The 21168-nt window shown below is 59.4% G+C and carries 17 protein-coding genes; 13 read left to right on the top strand and 4 right to left on the bottom strand.

The genetic code is table 11. The annotated features are described in order from the left end of the window. Positions 1-8 precede the first annotated feature (8 nt). The 9 genes from CTT34_RS05065 (at position 9) to CTT34_RS05105 (ending at position 8965) form a co-directional block, all read left to right on the top strand. On the top strand, positions 9-899 hold the full coding sequence (locus CTT34_RS05065; RefSeq protein WP_159341467.1) for a carbohydrate ABC transporter permease: 891 nt from the start codon (positions 9-11) through the stop codon (positions 897-899). A 32-nt stretch (positions 900-931) separates the two neighbouring features. Continuing rightward, on the top strand, positions 932-1783 hold the full coding sequence (locus tag CTT34_RS05070) for a carbohydrate ABC transporter permease (protein WP_159341468.1): 852 nt from the start codon (positions 932-934) through the stop codon (positions 1781-1783). 11 nt (positions 1784-1794) lie between these two features. Beyond that, on the top strand, positions 1795-2952 hold the full coding sequence (locus CTT34_RS05075) for an ABC transporter ATP-binding protein (protein WP_159341469.1): 1158 nt from the start codon (positions 1795-1797) through the stop codon (positions 2950-2952). Continuing rightward, on the top strand, positions 2949-3647 hold the full coding sequence (locus tag CTT34_RS05080) for an HAD family hydrolase (RefSeq protein ID WP_062359319.1): 699 nt from the start codon (positions 2949-2951) through the stop codon (positions 3645-3647). The genes CTT34_RS05075 and CTT34_RS05080 overlap by 4 nt, the downstream gene beginning before the upstream one ends. Continuing rightward, positions 3631-4416 (top strand): L-iditol 2-dehydrogenase, encoded by a 786-nt coding sequence (locus CTT34_RS05085; RefSeq protein ID WP_159341470.1) that lies wholly within the window; start codon positions 3631-3633, stop codon positions 4414-4416. The genes CTT34_RS05080 and CTT34_RS05085 overlap by 17 nt, the downstream gene beginning before the upstream one ends. Before the next feature lie 7 nt (positions 4417-4423). Further along, positions 4424-5044, top strand: a complete 621-nt coding sequence (locus tag CTT34_RS05090; RefSeq protein ID WP_159341471.1) for a nucleoside/nucleotide kinase family protein — start codon at positions 4424-4426, stop codon at positions 5042-5044. Positions 5045-5080: 36 nt separating this feature from the next. Next, entirely contained in the window at positions 5081-6568 is a 1488-nt protein-coding gene (locus CTT34_RS05095; protein WP_159341472.1) for a mannitol dehydrogenase family protein, read from the top strand. Then, positions 6568-8052, top strand: a complete 1485-nt coding sequence (xylB, locus tag CTT34_RS05100; protein ID WP_159341473.1) for a xylulokinase — start codon at positions 6568-6570, stop codon at positions 8050-8052. The genes CTT34_RS05095 and xylB overlap by 1 nt, the downstream gene beginning before the upstream one ends. 73 nt (positions 8053-8125) lie before the next feature. Beyond that, positions 8126-8965, top strand: coding sequence for a fructosamine kinase family protein (locus CTT34_RS05105; RefSeq protein WP_159341474.1), 840 nt, complete (start codon positions 8126-8128; stop codon positions 8963-8965). Between the two features lie 16 nt (positions 8966-8981). Here the strand turns inward: CTT34_RS05105 and cynS are convergent, their stop codons facing one another. From cynS to CTT34_RS05125, 4 genes are read right to left on the bottom strand one after another with little or no spacing between them, the layout of a single operon-like run. Beyond that, positions 8982-9422, bottom strand: a complete 441-nt coding sequence (gene cynS / locus CTT34_RS05110) for a cyanase (RefSeq protein ID WP_159341475.1) — start codon at positions 9420-9422, stop codon at positions 8982-8984. Further along, a complete protein-coding gene (locus tag CTT34_RS05115; protein ID WP_159341476.1) occupies positions 9415-10371 on the bottom strand; it encodes an ABC transporter ATP-binding protein in 957 nt (318 codons plus the stop codon). Before CTT34_RS05115 ends, cynS begins: the two co-directional genes overlap by 8 nt. A gap of 10 nt (positions 10372-10381) precedes the next feature. Continuing rightward, a complete protein-coding gene (gene ntrB, locus CTT34_RS05120) occupies positions 10382-11239 on the bottom strand; it encodes a nitrate ABC transporter permease (RefSeq protein ID WP_159341477.1) in 858 nt (285 codons plus the stop codon). 2 nt (positions 11240-11241) lie between these two features. Then, a complete protein-coding gene (locus CTT34_RS05125; RefSeq protein ID WP_159341478.1) occupies positions 11242-12666 on the bottom strand; it encodes a CmpA/NrtA family ABC transporter substrate-binding protein in 1425 nt (474 codons plus the stop codon). A 292-nt stretch (positions 12667-12958) separates the two neighbouring features. Between CTT34_RS05125 and CTT34_RS05130 the strand changes: the two genes are divergently transcribed. The 4 genes from CTT34_RS05130 to CTT34_RS05145 all read left to right on the top strand — a co-directional run bounded on the left by CTT34_RS05130 (position 12959) and on the right by CTT34_RS05145 (position 21067). Further along, a complete protein-coding gene (locus tag CTT34_RS05130; protein WP_159341479.1) occupies positions 12959-14917 on the top strand; it encodes a sigma 54-interacting transcriptional regulator in 1959 nt (652 codons plus the stop codon). 149 nt (positions 14918-15066) lie between these two features. After that, positions 15067-16548, top strand: a complete 1482-nt coding sequence (locus tag CTT34_RS05135) for a TolC family outer membrane protein (RefSeq protein WP_159341480.1) — start codon at positions 15067-15069, stop codon at positions 16546-16548. Between the two features lie 65 nt (positions 16549-16613). Continuing rightward, positions 16614-17879: an efflux RND transporter periplasmic adaptor subunit gene (locus CTT34_RS05140; protein ID WP_159341481.1), complete on the top strand. Its 1266-nt coding sequence runs from the start codon at positions 16614-16616 to the stop codon at positions 17877-17879. Then, entirely contained in the window at positions 17879-21067 is a 3189-nt protein-coding gene (locus CTT34_RS05145; RefSeq protein WP_159341482.1) for an efflux RND transporter permease subunit, read from the top strand. Before CTT34_RS05140 ends, CTT34_RS05145 begins: the two co-directional genes overlap by 1 nt. Positions 21068-21168: the final 101 nt, after the last annotated feature.

A 21168-nucleotide genomic window follows, 5' to 3' on the forward strand; every position in this document is an offset into this window, starting at 1 on the left:
GTATTTCCATGAATAGAACACGTGCTTCTGGCCGTACGGTCGGCGGGCTGAGAACGCTTTCGCTTCAAGCGCCCGCCGTAACGCTGCTCCTGCTCTGGATGATTGTGCCCCTAGGCATGACCATCTGGTTCTCTTTCCAGCGTTACAACTTACTGATGCCCGAGATGACCGGCTTCGCCGGGTTGGAAAACTATGAGTACCTGCTGACCGACCCCGCGCTATGGTCGGCCATGGGCACCACGCTGCTGCTAGTGGGTTGGGTGCTGGTGATTACCGTGGTGGGCGGTACGCTCTTAGCGATTCTGTTTCAACAGGATTTTGCTGGGCGGGGCATAGCCCGCGTATTGGCGATCTCTCCCTTCTTTGTCATGCCAACGGTGAGCGCGCTGGTATGGAAAAACATGATGATGCACCCCTCTAACGGGGTGTTGGCGTGGTTAGCACAGTCGCTGGGACTTTCTGCGCTGGACTGGTTCTCATCGCTACCGCTGACCTCCATCATCATCATCGTCTCGTGGCAGTGGCTGCCGTTTGCGCTACTGATCCTGCTGACGGCGATGCAATCGCTGGATGAAGACCAAGTGGAAGCCGCGCGGATGGATGGCGCGGGGCCGCTGGCGATTTTCTTCTTTATCACGTTACCGCACCTAAAGCGGGCGATTAGCGTGGTGATCATGATTGAAATGATCTTCCTACTGACGATTTTTGCCGAGATCTTTGTCACTACCTCCGGTGGGCCTGGGCTCGCCACCACCAACTTGGCTTATTTGATCTACATCCAAGCGCTGCTGGATTTCGATGTGGGCATGGCTTCGGCGGGTGGGGTGATCGCCATCATTCTGGCCAATATCGTCGCGATTTTCCTTGTCCGTATGGTCGCTAAGAACTTAGAAGACTGACCCCGGCACCAGGACGTCTTGGGAGCATTTCAATGACAACTCATCGTAATAGCGCACCAGCACATACTCGCTCGTTGCCCATCCGGCAACTGGTCTTGACCCTGTTGGGCTGGTCGATCGCGCTGATTATCTTTTTTCCTATCCTGTGGATGGTGCTGACCGGTTTTAAAACCGAGACGGCGGCGATAGCCGACCCCAGCTTTATCTTTTCGCCCACGCTGGAAAGCTATCAGGAGGTGCAGGCACGCTCGGGCTATGCCCGTTTCGCGCTGAACAGCATCGCGGTGGCGTTTGGCTCTACGTTTTTAGCGCTGCTCATCGCTATTCCTTCGGCCTATGCCATGGCTTTTTTGCCCACTAAGCGCACCAAGGGCACGCTGCTGTGGATGCTCTCCACCAAAATGCTGCCGCCGGTGGGTGTTCTGGTGCCTATCTACCTGATTTTCCGCGATGTCGGGCTGCTGGACACCCGCACCGGGCTGATCATTATTTATACCTTGATGAACCTGCCCATCGTGGTGTGGATGCTCTACACCTTCTTTAAAGATATGCCCAAAGACATTCTCGAAGCGGGCCGGATGGACGGTGCCTCCACTCTGCAGGAAGTGTTCTTCCTGCTACTGCCGCTGACCCTGCCAGGGATTGCGTCGACTGGGCTGCTCTCGGTGATTTTGAGCTGGAACGAAGCGTTCTGGAGTCTCAACCTCACCTCGTCGAAAGCCGCGCCGTTGACCGCCTACATTGCCTCGTTCTCAAGCCCCGAAGGGCTGTTCTGGGCCAAGCTGTCGGCGGCTTCTACCATGGCCATCGCCCCCATCCTAATCCTCGGCTGGATGACCCAAAAACAAATGGTGCGCGGCCTGACCTTTGGCGCCGTCAAGTAAAGGAGTTCCCCATGGCAACCTTACAACTCAAGAATATTACTAAGCAGTTTGGCGACACCAAGGTCATCAAGGGCATTGATCTCGACGTTAACGATCGTGAGTTCGTGGTGTTCGTTGGCCCCTCGGGCTGCGGTAAATCCACGCTGATGCGCATGATCGCAGGCCTGGAAAGCGCCAGCGACGGCGATATTCTCATAGATGGCAAGCGCATGAACGAGGTGGGGCCCGCCGACCGCGGTTTGGCGATGGTGTTTCAAAGCTACGCGCTGTACCCGCACATGACCGTTGAGGGCAACATGGGCTTCAGCATGCGCTTGGCCGGGGTGCCCAAAGAGGAGCGCCGCGCCAAGGTGCTGGAAGCTGCCAAGATCCTTCAGCTTGAGCCGCTGCTGGATCGCAAGCCCAAAGCGCTGTCCGGCGGGCAGCGCCAGCGGGTGGCGATTGGCCGAGCGATTGTGCGCAACCCCAGCATCTTCCTGTTCGACGAGCCGCTCTCCAACCTAGATGCGGCGTTGCGGGTGCAGATGCGTATCGAGCTGGCGCGGCTGCATGAAGAGCTGGATGCCACGATGATTTACGTGACCCACGACCAAATAGAAGCCATGACCATGGCCGATAAAATCGTCGTACTACACGATGGCGTGGTGGAGCAGGTGGGTTCGCCCATGGCGCTCTACCACCACCCGCGTAACCGCTTCGTGGCAGGCTTTATCGGCTCGCCCAAGATGAATTTCTTCAGCGTCGAGCAGCAGTCCATTGGTGATGATGGCGTCACCGTGCGCCTGCCCGGCGGGCGGCCCTGCACTATCCCTGTGGCGGGCGAACAGCTCGCCAGCGATGAAGCGCTGGAGCTGGGCATTCGTCCTGAGCATCTGCAGCTGGAGGAAAACGGCCCGCTGAGTGGGCAGATTAAAGTGTTGGAGCGCTTAGGCGGGCAGACCTCGCTGTACGTGCAGATGGGCGAGCTACTGATCACTATTATGGCCGATGGCGACGTGGCCTACCGGGTGAACGATACCGTGCAGTTTGGCTTTGCCGCCGAGCGTGCTCATCTGTTCGACGCCCAAGGCTTGGCGCTAGAGAGCCTGTCACAGCACCCGCTGGCCAGCCTGACCCGCCAGGATAACCGTGCGGCTACCGAGCCTGCTGCGCCAGGGGCGCAGGTATGAAAGCGCTGATTTTTGATTGTGACGGCGTCCTGGTGGATAGCGAAGCCCTGGCTGAAGAGACCCTGGAAACTCACCTTGGGCAGTGGCTGCCGGATCTGGATATTCCCACACTGCTCAGCCAAGCCCTGGGCATGACGACCGCCGACATCCTTAAGCACTTGGCGCAGTTAAGCCGCCATCAGCTGCCGCCTGATGCCTCCGAGCGGGTCGATAGCGCCATAGAAGCGCGTCTGGCACGAGAACTCACCGCGATTGCAGGGGTTCACGACGCCGTTAGTAGTCTCGATTTACCTAAGGCCGTGGTCTCCAACAGCCGCCGCTGCCGCGTATTGGCATCGCTTGCAACAACGCAGTTGGAAGAGGCGTTGGGCGATGTGCCGATTTTCACGGCCGAGCAGGTCGATAACCCTAAGCCGGACCCAGCAATTTACCGCTTGGCGGCGCATGAGCTTGGCTGCCCGCCCAGCCGCTGCCTAGTGGTTGAGGATAGCGTGGCAGGCGTTACCGCTGCCCATGCCGCCGGCATGCGGGTGATTGGTTTTGTGGGCGCCAGCCATATCGACGACGAGCAGCCTAACCGCCTGCTCGCGGCGGGTGCTTGGCGAATTTTGCCCCATATGCGCGGGCTTCGCGCCTTAGTGGACGAGTGGCAATTACATCTGCAAGGACAAGATAACAATGAAACTGCTCAATAAACGTGCCGTGATTACTGGCGGTGCCCGTGGCATCGGACTCGCCATTGCCCAGCGCTATTTGGCCGAAGGGGCCAGTGTCGTGGTGGCCGATATCGATGCCAAGGCCATCGAAGACGCACTCACCACGCTGCAGCAGGATGCCAGCGCCGAGCGGATCATGGGTGTGGTGCTGAACGTGTGCGACCAAGGCTCTATCGATGCCATGGTGGAGAGCGTCACCGAGCGCTTTGGTGGCATTGATATTTTGGTCAATAACGCGGCAGTGTTCGATATGGCGCCGGTGCTGGAAGTGACCCAGGCCAGCTTCGACAAACAGTTTGCGGTGAACACCAAAGGCATGTTTTTCACCCTGCAGGCCGTGGCCCGCGCCATGGTGGCCCAAGGTCAGGGAGGCAAAATTATCAATATGGCCTCCCAGGCGGGTCGGCGTGGCGAACCGCTAGTGAGTGTTTACTGCGCCAGTAAAGCCGCCGTGATTAGCCTGACCCAGTCCTGCGGGCTCGATTTGATCAAACACCGCATTAACGTCAACGGCATTGCCCCCGGCGTGGTGGATACCCCGATGTGGGAAGAAGTCGATGCGTTGTTTGCTCGCTACGAGAACCGCCCATTGGGCGAGAAAAAGCGCCTAGTGGGCGAGGCGGTGCCCTATGGCCGTATGGGGCTGCCGGAAGATCACACCGGCGCCGCCGTGTTTCTTGCCAGCCAGGATAGCGATTACGTCGTCGCCCAGACGCTCAACGTCGATGGCGGCAACTGGATGAGCTAAGACGCCTATGAGCCCTGATCTTGTTTCGTTAAGCCACCAACTGCTGGATGCCGCCGAAGGCAAGCCGCGCTTTATGGTTGCCCTGGCGGGGCCGCCGGGGGCCGGAAAATCCTACCGCAGCGCGCTGCTCTGCGAGGCGATTAATCAACTGCGCCCAGGGCACGCGGCGGTGGTGCCGATGGATGGCTACCACTTCGATAACGCCGTACTAGGCGATGAGCAGTTGCCTGTGAAAGGTGCGCCCCACACCTTCGACGTGGAGGGCTTGCATCACGATTTAATGCGCATCCGTCGGGCGGATAAGCCGGTGGCCGTGCCGGTCTTTGATCGGCCGCTGGACCTTGCCCGTGCCGGTGGGCGGTTAATTACCCCCGCGCATCGCATTGTGATTGTGGAAGGCAATTATCTGCTATTGAACCAAGATCCGTGGCGGTCACTGCACGCGCTGTTCGACTGGACGCTAATGATCGACGTCGACGACGCAGTTCTCGTAGAGCGGTTGGTGAACCGCTGGCTCTGTATGGGCCAAGACCACAGCGGCGCGCTTGAGCGCACCCACCAAAAAGACATGCTGAGCGCCGCGCTGGTAAAAACCCGCAGCGTGCCACCTGACCAGCGCTGGCGCTAGGACGCGCTTGCCCAGCCAATAACCCGGAGAGTGACGATGACCCAGCTTAATAACCACAATGTGGGTTCCCTCAGCGCGGCGGTTGAGACGCCGACCTATGATCGTCAGGCCGTGACGCCTGGCATCGTCCATATTGGCGTCGGTGGTTTTCATCGTGCCCATCAGGCGATGTACGTAGATGCGCTGATGAACCAAGGCGAAGCGCTGGATTGGGGCATTGTGGGCGTGGGGGTCATGCCCGGCGACAAACGCATGCAGCAGGCCCTCGCCGCACAAGACTACCTTTACACCCTCGTGGTCAAGCACCCTGACGGTGAATATCAGCCTCGGGTGATTGGCAGCATGGTGAACTACCTGTTTGCCCCGGAAGACCCCGAGGCGGTCATCGAAACCATGGCCGACCCTGCCATCAAAATTGTCTCGCTCACCGTTACGGAGGGCGGCTACAACTTTCATCCGGTGTCCGGAGAATTCAACATGGACGCCCCCCAGGTGCGCGACGATCTCGCCCATCCTGAGCGCCCCTCCACCAGCTTTGGCTTGGTGGTGGAAGCCCTGGTACGCCGCCGGGCACGGGGTATTGCACCGTTTACGGTGATGTCCTGCGATAACATTCAAGGCAACGGCGATGTCGCCAAGCGCATGTTCAGCGCCTACGCCCGCGCCCGCAGTGCGGAGCTGGGCGACTGGCTAGCCGCTGAGGTAGCGTTCCCCAACGCCATGGTGGACCGCATCACGCCAGTGACCGCGCCCACGGATATCGAAGAGCTCTCCCAGCGCTTTGGCGTTGAAGATGCCTGGCCCGTGGTGTGCGAGCCCTTTACCCAGTGGGTGTTGGAAGATCACTTCCCCTTGGGCCGCCCGGCGTTCGAGAAGGTCGGTGTGCAGGTTGTCGAGGATGTCGAGCCGTACGAACTCATGAAGCTGCGCCTGCTCAATGCCAGCCATCAGGCGCTGACCTACTTTGGCTATTTGGCGGGCTACCGCTACGCCCATGAGGTGTGCCAAGACCCGCTGTTTGTCGAGTTCTTGCTCGGCTACATGCGCGAAGAGGGCACACCGACGCTGGCCCCCGTGCCGGGGGTGGATCTAGAAACCTACCGGCTGACGCTGATTGAGCGCTTTGCGAACCCGCAAATCAGAGACACCTTGGCGAGGCTGTGCGCCGAAAGCTCGGATCGCATTCCTAAATGGTTAGTGCCGGTGATTCGCCGGCAGCTTGCCCAGGGCGGGGAGATTGAGCGCAGCGCCGCCGTGGTGGCCAGCTGGGCACGCTACGCCGAAGGCGTCGATGAGCAGGGTCAGTCCATTGAGATCGTGGACCGTTTGCGCGAGCCGTTAATGGCCATTGCCGCCAATAACCGCACCCATCCAGCGGCCTTCGTGGAAAACCGCGAGCTGTTTGGCGACTTGGCGGACCATCCTCGCTTCCTTAACGCCTACCTGGAAGCGCTGAAGTCGCTGCATGAACGAGGCGCACGGGCTACTCTTGAGGCTCTGGTCGCGTCCAAAGGAACGTTGTGATGTATATCGGGGTGGATTGCGGTACCCAAAGTACCAAAGTCGTGGTGGTTGATGTGGAGCGGGGCGTCATTCTGGGTGAGGGCAGCCGCCCGCATCGCCTGGATGAAGGGGAGCATGGCCGCCGGGAGCAGGCGCCGGCGGAGTGGCTGGCGGCGCTCAAAGGCGCGTTCTTTCAAGCGATTGAGCGCGCCGGGATCGATGCCAAGCAGGTGCGCGGTATTGGTGTGTCTGGCCAGCAGCACGGTATGGTGGCACTCGATGCCGATGGCGTGCCGGTGTATCCCGCCAAGCTGTGGTGCGATACCGAAACCAGCGCTCAAAATAGCGCGTTGGTGGAAACGCTGGGGGGCAAGGCGGGCTGCCTGGAGAAGCTGGGCCTGGTGCTGCAAACGGGCTATACCGCCTCAAAAGTGGCCTGGCTACGCGAGCATCAACCGGATGCCTACCAGCGTATTGCTACGCTCTTGCTGCCCCATGACTACCTGAACTTCTGGCTGACCGGCGAACGGGTTACTGAGGCAGGCGACGCCTCGGGCACCGGTTACTTCGATACCCGCGTCCAGTGCTGGCAAAAAGAGGTGTTTGCCGCCATTGCGCCGGAGCTCGACCCTGACCGTGTACTGCCTCGGATCATTGACGCCCATGAACCCGCTGGCCGCGTGCGCCCGCTAGTGGCTCAGGAGCTAGGGCTGAGCGATAACGTGTTGGTCTCCTCCGGCGGTGGCGACAACATGATGGGGGCGATTGGCACCGGCAATATTACCCAGGGGCTGGTCACGCTCAGTTTAGGCACTTCCGGCACGGTGTGTGCTTACTCACCTAATTCGGTGGTGTGTGACAGCGCCATGGTGGCGAATTTTTGCGCCAGCCACGGGGGATGGCTGCCGCTGATCTGCACCATGAACGTGACCTCGGCAACGACTCGCGTGCGTGAGCTGTTTGGGTTGGACTTGGCTACCTTTGGCGAACAGGTCGCCAGCGCCCCGATTGGTGCCGAGGGCGTCACCGTGCTGCCGTTCTTCAACGGCGAACGAGTGCCCATGCTGCCCGATGCCACCGGCGATTTTCTCGGGTTGACCAGCCTGAATATGACCCAGGCCAACCTTTGCCGAGGCGTAATGGAAGGCGCGACCTTTGGCCTACGCTACGGGCTGGAGCTGCTGGGCGAGCTAGCCGCGGGCACCAGCCAGATTCGATTGATTGGCGGCGGGGCGAAAAGCCCGGTGTGGCGGCAAATGGTCGCTGACATTACCAACACCCAGGTGATTTGCCCCGAGATTACCGATGCCGCCGCGCTAGGGGCAGCCATTCAAGCGGCCTGGTGCGATTTACAGTCCGAAGGCGTTAGCCTGGCATCGCTCTGTGAGCGCCTGGTGCATCTGGATGCGGCCTCGCTGGCGGAGCCTGATGCCGAGCGTGTGGCCGCCTATGAAGGAGCCTATCAGCGCTATTTGGCCGCGCTAGGGCAGCGCCATACGCTGTAACCACCCATTGCCTCCATGGCCGATTGCCTTGTACCGTGATCCACTCAACCACGGTAACGCAGCGGAGAATGCCATGGAGGCTAGCTTACGCCATCTGCTCACTACTCACGATATAGCGCCTACTGGCGAGCTAGAGCCGCTAAGCGGCGGCGACAGTGCGGCGGTGTATACGTTAGCCACGCGCCAGGGGCGGGTGATCGTGAAGCATGACGATCCCGAGCGCCTCAGGGGTGAGGCAGAAGGGCTGCACGCCCTTGCCGGGGCCAATATCTCGCTCATCATTCCCGAAGTGCTCGGCCAAGCGGAAGGCTGGCTAGTGATGGAAGCCCTGGAGACTCAGCCCGCCAACAAGCAGGATGCGACCGCGCTGGGAGAGGGCCTTCGCCAGCTGCACGGCGTGATAGGCACCTCCCACGGTTGGCATGAAGACAACGCCTGCGGATTGACCCCGCAGCCCAATGCGCCACTGGCTGACGGGCGGCAGTTTCAGCGCGAGCGCCGCCTGCTCCCCCTTTGCGAGGCCTGTTTTCAGCGTGGTTTGCTTGATAGCGCGCTACGTCGCCGTATCGAACAGCAGGCCGAACAGCTGGAGCGCTGGTTGCCGGATGCTCCTGGGAGTTTGGTTCACGGCGACCTGTGGTCGGGCAATGTACTGACCACCCCCCGCGGGCCCGCGCTGATCGACCCGGCGATTTATCGCCACTACCCCGAGACCGACCTTGCCATGCTGACGCTGTTCGGCTCCCCCGGTGACGCATTTTTCGAGGCCTACTGGAACGGCAACGCCCCGGCCGACTGGCCGAGGCGTGAAGCACTGTTTCAACTCTACCCACTGCTTAACCATCTGCTGCTGTTTGGTGCCAGTTACCGCAGTGGCGTCGAGCGCAGCGTAACGCTGCTGGAACGCGATTAAGCGCGCGTTATTAACGTTACCAGGACTTATAAGGCAGGAATTTGCCGTTCAGGGTCAGCAGTACTCGGTCGCCTTTCGGGTCTTCGATTTTGTCCACTTCCATGGTGAAGTCGATGGCGCTCATGATGCCGTCGCCGAACTTCTCTTGCACCACGTCTTTCAGCGTTTCGCCGTACACGCCGACCACTTCGTAGAGGCGGTAGACGAATGGGTCTTGGGGGATGGCTTCATCCCACGCTTTTGTGGGGAAGGCCGTGAGCGCGGTGGCCACGTCGCCATCCACTTCGAGTACGTCGCAGAGCTTATGGGCGATATCGGCGCTGGCGCTGTTCATGCCGTAGCAGGCAGAGGCGACCCACACCGGCGACATGCCGACGGCGCTGGCAATGTCATCCCAACTCATTTTTTTACGGGCTTTGGCAGCCAGCAGGGTATGGCGCATTTCGAGCTTATCCATGACGGACCTCCTTGGGAGTGAACTTCACTAGGTTTTCTTGTGGTTCGGTGGCAGGGGATGCCGGGGGTGAATCTGTAGTGGTGTCTGCAGACGCTAGTTGTACCGGGTTCACCGGCGTCGGGTAGCGCAGGCCTTGGCCGTCGAACTCCTGGGTGCGCAGCTCGCTGGAGCGGTTCACCAGGAAATCGACCAGGTAGTTACGAATCGTGTAGAAGTGCGGATGCTTGACGATCTCTGCCCGCTGGCGGGGCCTTGGCAGATCAATTTCCACCGCTTCGGCGATACGCGCTTGGGGGCCGTTGGTCATTAAGAAGATGCGGTCGGCCAGTAAGATCGCTTCGTCCACATCGTGAGTGATCATGAACACGGTTTGCTGATCCTGGCTCCAAATTTTGATCAGCTCGTCTTGAATGACGCCCCGGGTCAGCGCATCCAGCGCGCCGAACGGCTCATCCAACAGCAGCAGTTTGGGTTTGGTGGCAAACGCCCGGGCGATGCTCACCCGCTGGCGCATACCGCCAGAGAGCTGGGAGGGCTTGCGGTCTACCACCTCTTTCAAGCCGACCATTTCCAGGTACTTCATGCTGTGGTCGGTGACTTCCCGATCGCTCCACGCTTTCCAGCGGGCGCGTACGCCAAAGCGAACGTTTTCAAGCGCGGTGAGCCAGGGCAGCAGGCTGTAGTTTTGAAACACCACGCCACGCTCAAGGCCAGGGCCACTGATCTCTTTGTTCTCCATCACCATGGAGCCTTCAGAGAACTGATCCAGCCCGGCGAGTGCGTTCATAATGGTGGATTTGCCGCAGCCAGAGTGGCCGATGATGCACACAAACTCGCCCTTCTTGAGCTGAAAACTAATGTTCTCAAACACCGTTAGCGGTTCTGCCTCTTTAGTGGCGCCGGGGAAGCGCTTGGCAGCTTTCTGTACCTCTACAAAAGCATGACTCATGGTCGGCTCCTTATTCGGCGTAAGTGACAAAGCGGGCAATATAGGCAAGCGACATATCCAGCAGCATGCCCACCACGCCGATCATCAGGATGGAGAAGATCACGCTGGTCAGGTCGAGGTTGTTCCACTCATTCCAGACGTAGTAGCCAATGCCGGTGCCGCCCACCAGCATCTCGGCAGCCACGATGACCAGCCAGGCAATGCCGATGGAGATCCGCATGCCGGTCAGAATGGTGGGTGCGGCCGCAGGTAGAATCACTTTGAAGGCCGTTTGCAGCGACGACAGCTCGTGGGTGCGGGCCACGTTCACCCAGTCGTTGCGCACGCCCGCCACGCCAAAGGCGGTGTTAAGCAGCATTGGCCAAATCGAGCAGATAAAGATCACGAAGATGGCGGAGGCTTCAGAGTCGCGAATGATGAACAGCGCCAGCGGCATCCAGGCCAGCGGCGAGATAGGCCGCAGCACTTGAATAAACGGGTTGAGCGCTTTGTACGCCAGGGGCGACATGCCAATTAAGAAACCAATCGGAATCGCCACCAGCGCGGCCAGCAGGTAGCCGCTGAGCACGCGGTAGAGCGAGTAGCCCAACTGAATGCCAATGCCTTTGTCGTTGGGGCCTGCATCGTAAAAAGGGTTAGAAAGCTCCTGCCACGCTTTCACGGCAATTTCCGAGGGCGGCGGTACTTTGGCGCTCTCATCGGCCCCGGCCAGCAGCTGTTCGTACTCGCTTAGCGCCTCGCCGCCGCCCATCAAGGGCGATTGGTTCAACCCTTCCCAGACGCCCAGGCCAACCACGAGCAGCATAATGGCGAGAATCGTGGCACGAGCGTTAAGGCTTAATTTCCATTCGGTGGTGGTGCGGTCCATGGTTAGCCCCTCCGAATGGCGAAGCTGTCGACATACGCTTCAGGCTGGGTGTAATCAAAGGTTTTACCCATGATTTGGTAGTTGCGGGCGGTCTCTTCGGGCGCTTCGTATCCCAGCTCGCGCATCACGGTCTGGGCATCGGTGGCCAGGTACACATCCCGGGCAATCTGCTGATAATCCACGTCGCCTTCGATATAGCCCCAGCGCTTCATTTGCGTCAGGATCCACACCGCCATGGAGTGCCAGGGGAAGGGGTCGAAATCGATGCGGTCCGGCACGTTCTGCACGCCGCCTAAACCGTCGGCAAAGCGCCCGGTGAGTACCTGTTCAATCACCGTGACCGGCTGGTTCAGGTAGTTCGTCGGGGCAATGGCTTCGGCAATTTCTGAGCGGTTAGCGGGGTCTGAAGAGTACTGGGTGGCATCGATAATCGCCCGCAGCAGTGCGCCATAGGTGTTCGGGTTTTCGCGGGCAAAGCGGGCGCTGGTGGCAAAGGCGCAGCAGGGGTGGCCGTCCCAAATCTCTTTGGTCAGCAGGTGAATGAAGCCGATGCGTTCAAACACCGCGCGCTGGTTGAACGGGTCGGGGGATAAGAAGCCGTCGATGTTGCCTGCCCGCAGGTTGGCGACCATTTCGGGCGGCGGAATCACGCGGATTTGAATATCTTGATCCGGGTCTAAGCCGTGCTCGGCCACGTAGTAGCGCAGTAGGAAGTTGTGCATGGAGTACTCGAACGGTACGCCAAAAGTGAAGCCTTTCCACTGCTGCGGGTCGCGCTTATCCAGGTGGTCGTTATGTAGCACAATCGCCTGGCCGTTGATGTTTTCTACGGCGGGCATAATGAACGGCTCTGGGGTAGAGCCTGCACCGAGGGTCATCGCCAGCGGCATGGGCGTTAGCATGTGGGCCGCGTCGTATTCACGGTTGAGGGACTTGTCCCGCGCTACCGCCCAGCCAGCGGTTTTAATCACCGAGACATCCAGGCCGTAGCGCTCATAAAAGCCCATAGGGTGGGCCATGATAATGGGCGTGGCGCAGGTGATCGGAACGAAGCCGACATTAAGCTGGGTTTTCTCAAGCGGCCCTAAACTCTCTTTCACTGCGGCTTTAATCGAATCTAGGGGGAACAGGCTCGCCAGCGCCGCAGCGGCCGTCCCGCCACCTACCAGCTTCATAAACTGGCGGCGGTGCATGTCGCTATGGCCAAACATGCCGCGCACCAGCGCGCTTTCGACCATGCGATCCATCACATCATCGGCACTATTCGGCGTGGACGCCGCTGTTTTCGTGGTTGGCGGAGTAGACGACGTAATAATGCTGGGTTGGGAAGAGTGGCACTGATGACAATCGCACTGCCGTCCGTGAATCAGTGATTGGCGATGATCAAACGGGTTGCCAAGACTGCTGTGGTCGTTGTTCTCTTTCATGGACGTTCACCTCACAGGAGCAAAAGGGCTTTAAGCTGCGCCGTCTTGGTGCGAAACGTGTCCCTGCGGCGCTACTTAGTAGATAGCGACTTACGTGCCATAACGTCTTATTTTGGATTTAATACAATAAAATCAAATACTTAATATTTTTCATGGCGGCATTTTTCGAGTAGCAAAAACTCACGATATTTCGTTGATAACGATATTTCGTTGTTTAAATAACGAAAGTTCGTGATTGGCCCGTTGTTTGTATGGAGTAAGCGACATCCTGCTGGCAAATGAGGAGCCTGCGATGCACGCTGCCACCCTGAAAGATGACGCTCACCCGTCCTTAACGCTGATGGCTCACCACACGCCGTTGGCCATGGTGATTATTGACCCACTGAGCGACCGCTTAATTGATGCCAATACCGCAGCGTGTCAACTGCTGTTGATTCATCACGAGCAGCCGCTCGCTACTCCTTTTAGCCACCGTCTAAGCGCTTCATTGCCGCTATGGGTCAGCTTTACCGATGAGGTGCTGACGACCGGCCAAGGCTGGTCGGATGATTTAGTGCTGTTGGATAGCGTCCGCCAGCCTCGCCGTGTCGAGGTCTATGGGCAGCGCTTACACGACTCCTCACAGCTATTGCTGACGGTGATAGATCGCAATAAAGCCGAGCAGCGCCGCGCCAAGGCTGAGCTCAGCCGCCAGCACCGCCAGGGGGAGGTGGGTTGGCAGCGGGTCGAGCAGGTGTTCGAGCGTATCGAAAAGCAGAACCAGCTGATTCTCAGCGCCGCCGGGGAAGGCATTTATGGCCTGGATGCGGAGGGGAAAACCACGTTCGTCAACCCGGCTGCCGAACGCATTCTCGGCTGGAACACGGAAGATATGGTGGGCCACGATGCGCACTTAATGTTTCACCACACCCACGCCGATGGCAGCCACTTTCCGGTACAGCAGTGCCCCATCCATGCCTCGTTTAGCGATGGCCAAGTGCACCATGTGGATGACGAGGTGTTCTGGCATAAAAACGGCGAGGCGATTCCCGTGGAGTACACCAGCACACCGATCTTTGAAATGGGCCGACTAGTGGGGGCCGTCGTGCTGTTTCGCGATATTCGCGAACGTAAACGGGCCGAGCAGCAGCTGCGCGATGCACTGGAAGAGGTGGAGTCGCTCAAGCGCCGATTGGAGCTGGAGAACCAGTACCTGCAAGAAGAGATTAAAGCCGAGGTCAACCACCGCAATATCGTCGGCAACAGCCCAGCGGTCGCCAAGCTGGTGCAGCAGATCGCCATGGTGGCCCCCACCAGCGCGAACGTGCTGATTAGCGGCGAATCGGGCACGGGCAAAGAGCTGATTGCCCGGGCGATTCATGCAGGCAGTACCCGCAGCGACCGGCCGCTGATCCGCGTGAACTGCGCCGCGATTCCTCGTGACCTCTTCGAGAGTGAGTTTTTTGGCCATGTAAAAGGCGCCTTTACCGGTGCGGTACAAGACCGGCCAGGGCGCTTTGAGTTGGCCCACGGCGGCACGCTGTTTCTGGATGAAGTGGGGGAGATCCCGCTGGAGCTGCAGAGCAAGCTGCTGCGCGTGCTACAGGACCAGCAGTTCGAGCGGGTGGGGGATAACCGCACCCGCGAAGTGGACGTGCGGGTGATTGCGGCGACCAACCGCGAGCTAAAAGAGATGATCGATGCCGGTCAGTTTCGCGAGGATCTCTACTTCCGTTTGAACGTTTTTCCCATCGATTCCGTCCCGTTACGAAAACGTATCGAAGACGTCCCGCTGCTGGCGCGCCACTTCTTGCATCGCGCCTGCCTGAAAATCAACAAGCCGGGCGTGCGAATACCGCCAGCTCAGCTAGAGGTCCTCGCTCGTTACCCGTGGCCGGGCAACATTCGTGAATTGGAGAACGTGATCGAACGCCAGGTGATCGTGACCCAGGATCAGCGGCTCTCTTTTGATGATTTGCTACTGGCAGAGCCGCTATCCCGTCATACGACGTTCAACATACCGGCGCAAGATCATAGCGCGCTACCTGAACACCCGCTCACCGAGCAAGCGCTATGTCACCAGCAGCGCTGCAATGCGCTAAAAGCGTTGAAAGCGGCAAAGGGCAAAGTGTCTGGAGCGGGAGGGGCGGCGGAACTGTTAGGGATGAAGCCGACGACGCTGGCCTCACGTCTACAGAAATGGGGCGTCGATCCGCAGCAATATCGCCAGCGTGGTCGCAAAAGTGCGCCCACCAACGATGCTTTGGACTAAGGTAAGGAAGGATCCGCTTGACATCAGTGTTGTACACACAAATCAGGCAAGTTCAAGTCTAGCATACATACATGAATGTAACTATAATGCCACTCTTTCAGAATGGCGCTCTGCCGCGCCGTCTTACGTTGACACCTAGAGGCAATCCCATGCGACTAGCACACTGGGCAGTCAATGCCCCCTTTCGCCCCCTGTTGTTAGCAGTGCTCACGTCTTCGTTCATCCTACCTGCCCAAGCGGCCGACTTGGTGACCATTACCCGTGATGCGCTGAATAACAACGCTGCCCTGGCCTCTGCACGGTCTGAGTTTTCCAGCGTCGAGGCGGCACGAGACGTTGCACGTGGCGGACTGTTGCCGCAGGTGAATGCCTCCGGTAGCGCTACGCATAACGAGCAATTCGAGAGCCAGGGCTCTGCCCGCAGTGCAGGTACCGGCACCGGTGCTGGAGCGGGTTCCAGCGCTGGCGTCGGCGTCAGTGACGATAGCTATAACACTGTCTCCTTGACGCTAGAAGCCACCCAGGCGCTGTTCAACGCGGTCACGCGCCAGGAAGTCAACCAGGCAGAGCGTCAGATTGATCAGCAGGTGTATCTGCTGGCCGCCACCGAGCAGCAACTGCTGATCGATGTGGCAAGTGCCTACTTCGATATTCTACGCGCCCACGAAGTGTTAGAAGCGCGCTTGGCCCAAGAGCGTGCCATTGGTCGCCAGCTCGAGCAGGCCCGCGAGCAGTTCGAAGTCGGCCTGATCGCGATTACCGAGGTAGAGGAAGCGCGGGCGAGCTTCGATCAATCTCGCGCCGATCGCATTGCCGCCGAGAGCAACCTGCAAGTGGCGTTTGAAGTATTAGAGCAGCTCACGGGGCAGCGTTATGCCAGCATCGAAGCCCTGGGCGACAGCATGCCCATCGCGCTGCCGACGCCCACCGACCGTGACTACTGGGTCGAGCAGTCTCTGGAGCGCAACCCGCAGGTACTTGCCCAGCAGGCGGGTATCGAAGTCTCCCGTGTGGGGGTAGAGCTGGCCCGCGCGGGTCGCTTGCCCACCGTGCAAGCGTTTGCCAACTACCAGTACGCCGACAGCGATAGCGAGCTGGTCAGCGGTTACGACACGTCTGCTCAGGTCGGTGTGTCAGCGAACGTGCCGATTTACACCGGCGGCAGTACCAGCGCCAGCATTCGTCAGGGCACGTTCCAGTTAGAGAGCAGTCAGTACGACTTCGAGTCTCAGCGCCGCACCACGATTCAGCAGGTTCGCTCGCTCTACACCCAGGTCAGCAACAACGTCGAAACGGTCGAAGCGCGCCAGCAGGCCATCGTGTCCAACCGCAGCGCCCTGGAAGCGACCCGCGCCGGTTACGAAGTGGGAACCCGTAACATCGTCGACGTGCTGAACGCCGAGCAGAATCTCTATAACGCCATCGCCAACTACGCCGAAGCGCGTTACGACTATGTCGTGAATCTGTTGTCGCTGCGCCAGCAGGCGGGACTGCTCGACGTGGACGCCATCGAAGAAGTGAACGCATGGCTCACCGGCGATGACGTCAACTTCACCCTACCGGAAAGCAACGAGCCCGACGCGTACCAGCGCGCGATGGACATTGGCGCGCCGCCCACCCCAGGCGCCTAATCTTCGTTGTGCATGCCCCCGTGGCGATCGGTCAATGTTTAGAAAAATGAATGGGAAATCGACGCATGAAAAGAGTGATTCACTCAGGTAGAGCGAGTCTAGTGACGCTGATCGCCGCGTTAGCGCTCACGGCATGTGGTCAGGAGCAGCCACAAGAGCAGCAAAGCCAGCAGGAAGCGCCGCCCCACCCGGTGGAAGTCGCTGAAATAGCGCGTCAAGACATACCGCTGGATAAATCCTACCCCTCGCTGCTACGCAGCGACAGCGAAGTGACGCTGGTGGCGCGGGTGAGCGGGTTTCTGGAAGAGCGCCACTTCGAGCCGGGCCAAATGGTGGAGCAGGGCGACCGGCTTTATACCATCGAGCCTGACCTTTATCAGGCGACCGTCAACCAGCGTGAAGCCGACCTGCAAAGCGCTCGCGCCGAGCTGGCACGTGCCCAGCGGGATGCTCAGCGTTTCGAGCAGTTGCTGAGCCAAAACTCCGTTAGCCGCCAGCAGTACGACCAAGCGCTTGCCGAGCAGCGCGTGGCGCAAGCCAACGTGGCCCAGGCGGAAGCGGCGCTGACCAGCGCCAATTTGGATTTAGGCTACTCCAACGTGACGGCACCGGTGTCCGGCATGATCAGCTTGAGCCAGATCAACGTCGGTAACCTGGTGAATTCGGGCACCGAGCTCGCCACGATCACGCCGCTGGATCCGCTGGAAGTGCGCTTCCAACTGCCCCAGCGGGATGCCTTCGAGCTGCGTCGTCAGCTTGGCAACGACGGTGATGCTTCCCAAATCACCGCTCGCCTACAGGTGCCTGGGCTGGATGGTAGTGAAGGCAGCGAGCTGGAAGGTCGTTTGGACTTCCTCGGCTCCCGCGTGGATACCGGCACCAGCACCGTGCAGGCCTCGGCGACCTTTGCCAATCCCGATGGCGCGGTACTGCCCGGCCAATTCGTACGCGTGCGCATCGAAGGTTTGAAACGCTTCGACGTACTGGCCGTGCCGGAAATTGCCGTGACCCAAGGTCTGATGGGCCCGCTGGTCTACGTGCTGGATGACGAGAACAAAGCTCGCGAACGCACCGTTCAGTTAGGCGAAGTCGCAGGCCCCTGGCAAATCATCCGCAATGGCTTGGAGCCAGGTGACCGCGTTGTCGTCGGCGATCCGGCTGGCTTGGAGGCGGGCGTCGTGATCGACCCTCAGTCGTTTAGTGGCGACGCTGCTGACCTCGTGGAAGAGACCGAGCAAGAAGAAGCCCAGGAAGAAGCGGAAGCCGCCGACGCGATGCAACAAGCCGACGGCGCACAACCCGCTGCTGAAGGGGAAGAGGGCGCGCAATAATGAATTTCTCTAACTTCTTTATCAGCCGCCCGATTTTTGCCACGGTACTGGCAATTATCGTCACGCTGGTAGGTGTGATGGCCATGCGAGTGCTGCCGATCGAGCAGTACCCTAGCGTGGTGCCGCCCACGGTATCGGTTCAGGCCCAGTTCCCAGGGGCGGATGCCGAAACCGTGGCACAGACGGTCGCTGCGCCGCTGGCCGAGGCGATTAACGGCGTCGAGGACATGCTCTACATGACCTCCAACAGCGCCGATAATGGCACCATGAGCCTGAGCGTGGCGTTCAACATCGGCACGGATGGCGACATCAATACGATCAACGTCAATAACCGTGTTCAGGGGGCACTATCGCAGCTGCCCGAGGCCGTCCAGTCTCAGGGAGTGACCGTCGAGCTGCGGTCAGACTCGATCCTGATGCTGGTGGCCTTGACCTCCCAGAGCGGTGATTATGACAAGATCTATATGCAGAACTACGCTACGCTCAATATTCTCGATGAGCTGCGCCAAGTGCCTGGGGTGGGTAACGCCGAGGTACTTGGCGGTGGCGAGTTTGCCATGCGTATCTGGATGGACCCTGACAAGCTAGCGCAGTACGACCTTACGCCTAGCGAAGTGGCCAGTGCCATTCGTGCTCAGAACACCGAAATCCCCGCCGGTAACTTGGCCGCGACGCCACAAAGCGAGCCGCGCGCCTATACCTATACGATTACCGCCGGTGGACGTCTCACGAGCACTGACGACTTCCGCGAAATCTTCCTGCGTACCAACCCCGATGGCTCATCGCTGCGTCTGGAAGACGTCGCACGGATCGAGCTGGGTGCCTCCTTTTATGGTGTCGATGCGCGTTTGAACGGCGATGCCATGACGCCGATCATTATCAACCAGCAGCCGGGGGCCAACGCGCTGGAAACCGCGGATGCGGTGCGCGCTACCATGGAGGAGTTGTCCGGGCGTTTCCCGCCGGGCCTGGAGTACGTAACTCCGTATGATACGACGCTGTTCATCGATGCCTCGGTCGAAACGGTCATCAAGACGTTCATCGAAGCGTTCCTGATCGTTATCGTAATTCTGTTTATCTTCCTGCAGAACTGGCGCTTTACCGTCATCGCCATGTCGGTGGTGCCGGTATCGGTGATCGGTACCTTCGCAGGCTTCTATCTATTCGATTTCTCGATCAACCTGCTGACGCTATTCGCGTTGGTGTTGTCGATAGGTATCGTGGTGGATGACGCGATACTGGTGGTCGAAAACGTCGAGCGGGTCATTAGCGAAGAGGACGATATCAGCGTTCGTGACGCGACGATCCGCGCTATGAAGGAAGTGGGCGGGCCGGTTATCGCCACGTCACTGATCATGGCGGCGGTCTTCGTGCCGGTGGCTTTCCTGGGCGGGTTTACCGGGCAGATCTATCAGCAGTTTGCGATCACCGTGGCCATTTCGGTAGCGCTGTCGGCGTTGATGGCGTTGACCTTTACCCCAGCCCTGTCGGCGATCTTCATCAAGCACAACTTGCACCATTCCAAGCAGTCGGCCTTTAGGCGTGCCATCAGCACGCCACTGCGTCTGTTCGACCGCTTCTTTGCCGGTTTTACCGCCGTGTACATGTGGTTCGTCAAGAAGCTGGTGCGCTTCTGGGTGCTGGCGTTGGCGCTCACCGTGGCAGTGGGCGCGGGCTCCTATTGGCTCTACGCCAACACGCCCTCGACACTGGTGCCCGAGACCGACCAGGGGATCGTGCTGGCGAGTATCTCCTTGCCGGATGCTGCCTCGCTGAGCCGTACCCAGGCATACATGGCGGAGCTGAGCGAGCAGATCGAAGCGATTCCAGGGGTCGAGTACTCTTCTGCGGTGGCGGGCTATGACATTCTGTCCAGCGCGGTGAATACCGCACGCGGCATCATGTTCATCAACATGAAGCCATGGGCGGAGCGTGAGCTCACTGCCAATGAGCTGGTTGGCCGCATCATGCAGCTGGGTGCCAGTATCGATGGCGGTTCGGCGATGGCCTTCAACGTGCCGCCGATCATGGGACTGTCTACCACCGGTGGTTTCACCGGTTACCTGCAGTCGTTCGACGGGGCGTCTACTCGGGAACTGTATGAAGCCTCGCTGCAAATCATGCAGGCCGCGAACCAGCACCCTGTATTGAACCGAGTGTTCACGACGTTCAACGTAAACGTGCCCTCGTACCGGGCGGAGATCGACCAGCAAAAAGCGCTCAGCTACGGCGTCGCGCTTGAGAATATCAATTCGGCGCTGGCGAACACCTTTGGTAACGGGTTCGTGAACTACTTCAGCTACCAAAACCGTAACTTCCAGGTGTACTTGCAGAACGAAGACGAGTTCCGTAAAACGCCGGAAGACGTCAACAACGTCTACGTGCGCGGCGGTAATGGCGAGCGTATCCCGCTCTCTGAGTTCGTCACCCTCGAACGCCAGACGGGGCCTGCGGTCGTGTCACGGTTTGGGGTCTACGCAGGGGCGCAGTTCCAGGGTAACCCGGCACCGGGCTACAGCTCGGCTCAGGCCATCGAAGCCATGGAAGAAGTGGTGCAGGAGACGCTGGGTGATAACTGGGGCATGGGCTGGACCGGTACGGCGTATCAGGAATCCAACCTGGGGAATACGGCAACGCTTGCGATCGTGTTCGGTATCCTGATGGTGTTCCTGATCCTAGCGGCTCAGTACGAAAGCTGGTCGTTGCCGCTGGCGGTACTGACCGCCACGCCTTTCGCATTCCTTGGCGGTATTGGGGGGATCGTGCTGCGTGGTTTGGATACCAGTGTCTACGTGCAGATCGGCATGCTAGTGGTGGTCGGTCTGGCGGCGAAGAACGCCATCCTGATCGTCGAGTTTGCCGAGCTGCAGCGTAAAGAGCTGGGTAAATCGATTCGCGAAGCGGCGATTACCGCAGCAGAACTGCGCTTCCGTCCGATCGTCATGACGTCGCTGGCGTTTGTCTTCGGTACTTTGCCCTTGGCCTTGGCGACCGGTGCCAGTGACGTAAGTAGTCACCACATCGGTACCACGGTCGCCGTGGGGATGGCATCCGTAGCGATTCTGGGGAGTCTGTTCATTCCCAGTTTCTACGCCATGATTGCTGCAGTATCGGATTGGCTCTATCGCAAGCGCCATCCGAACCAGGAGCGTCAAGAGCAAGCGGAGCTCGGACACGATAAGGCGTAACCTATCTGGCCAGGCCTACCACGGGCGCCCCTTTACGGGGCGCCCGTTTTTTTGCCAGCGTTATGATGCGGGTCAAATCTGCCGCTTCATAAGCGATTAAG

The organism is Halomonas meridiana, assembly GCF_009846525.1.
Taxonomy (GTDB): domain Bacteria; phylum Pseudomonadota; class Gammaproteobacteria; order Pseudomonadales; family Halomonadaceae; genus Vreelandella.

Bases quoted from the DNA above. Each gene is read 5' to 3' on its own strand.
- xylB (WP_159341473.1), top strand. From the start codon at position 6,568: ATGTATATCGGGGTGGATTGCGGTACCCAAAGTACCAAAGTCGTGGTG.
- CTT34_RS05125 (WP_159341478.1), bottom strand. From the start codon at position 12,666: ATGAAAGAGAACAACGACCACAGCAGTCTTGGCAACCCGTTTGATCAT.
- CTT34_RS05140 (WP_159341481.1), top strand. From the start codon at position 16,614: ATGAAAAGAGTGATTCACTCAGGTAGAGCGAGTCTAGTGACGCTGATC.
- cynS (WP_159341475.1), bottom strand. From the start codon at position 9,422: ATGGATAAGCTCGAAATGCGCCATACCCTGCTGGCTGCCAAAGCCCGT.
- CTT34_RS05135 (WP_159341480.1), top strand. From the start codon at position 15,067: ATGCGACTAGCACACTGGGCAGTCAATGCCCCCTTTCGCCCCCTGTTG.
- CTT34_RS05075 (WP_159341469.1), top strand. From the start codon at position 1,795: ATGGCAACCTTACAACTCAAGAATATTACTAAGCAGTTTGGCGACACC.
- CTT34_RS05070 (WP_159341468.1), top strand. From the start codon at position 932: ATGACAACTCATCGTAATAGCGCACCAGCACATACTCGCTCGTTGCCC.
- CTT34_RS05085 (WP_159341470.1), top strand. From the start codon at position 3,631: ATGAAACTGCTCAATAAACGTGCCGTGATTACTGGCGGTGCCCGTGGC.
- CTT34_RS05090 (WP_159341471.1), top strand. From the start codon at position 4,424: ATGAGCCCTGATCTTGTTTCGTTAAGCCACCAACTGCTGGATGCCGCC.
- ntrB (WP_159341477.1), bottom strand. From the start codon at position 11,239: ATGGACCGCACCACCACCGAATGGAAATTAAGCCTTAACGCTCGTGCC.
- CTT34_RS05145 (WP_159341482.1), top strand. From the start codon at position 17,879: ATGAATTTCTCTAACTTCTTTATCAGCCGCCCGATTTTTGCCACGGTA.
- CTT34_RS05115 (WP_159341476.1), bottom strand. From the start codon at position 10,371: ATGAGTCATGCTTTTGTAGAGGTACAGAAAGCTGCCAAGCGCTTCCCC.
- CTT34_RS05130 (WP_159341479.1), top strand. From the start codon at position 12,959: ATGCACGCTGCCACCCTGAAAGATGACGCTCACCCGTCCTTAACGCTG.
- CTT34_RS05065 (WP_159341467.1), top strand. From the start codon at position 9: ATGAATAGAACACGTGCTTCTGGCCGTACGGTCGGCGGGCTGAGAACG.
- CTT34_RS05105 (WP_159341474.1), top strand. From the start codon at position 8,126: ATGGAGGCTAGCTTACGCCATCTGCTCACTACTCACGATATAGCGCCT.
- CTT34_RS05095 (WP_159341472.1), top strand. From the start codon at position 5,081: ATGACCCAGCTTAATAACCACAATGTGGGTTCCCTCAGCGCGGCGGTT.
- CTT34_RS05080 (WP_062359319.1), top strand. From the start codon at position 2,949: ATGAAAGCGCTGATTTTTGATTGTGACGGCGTCCTGGTGGATAGCGAA.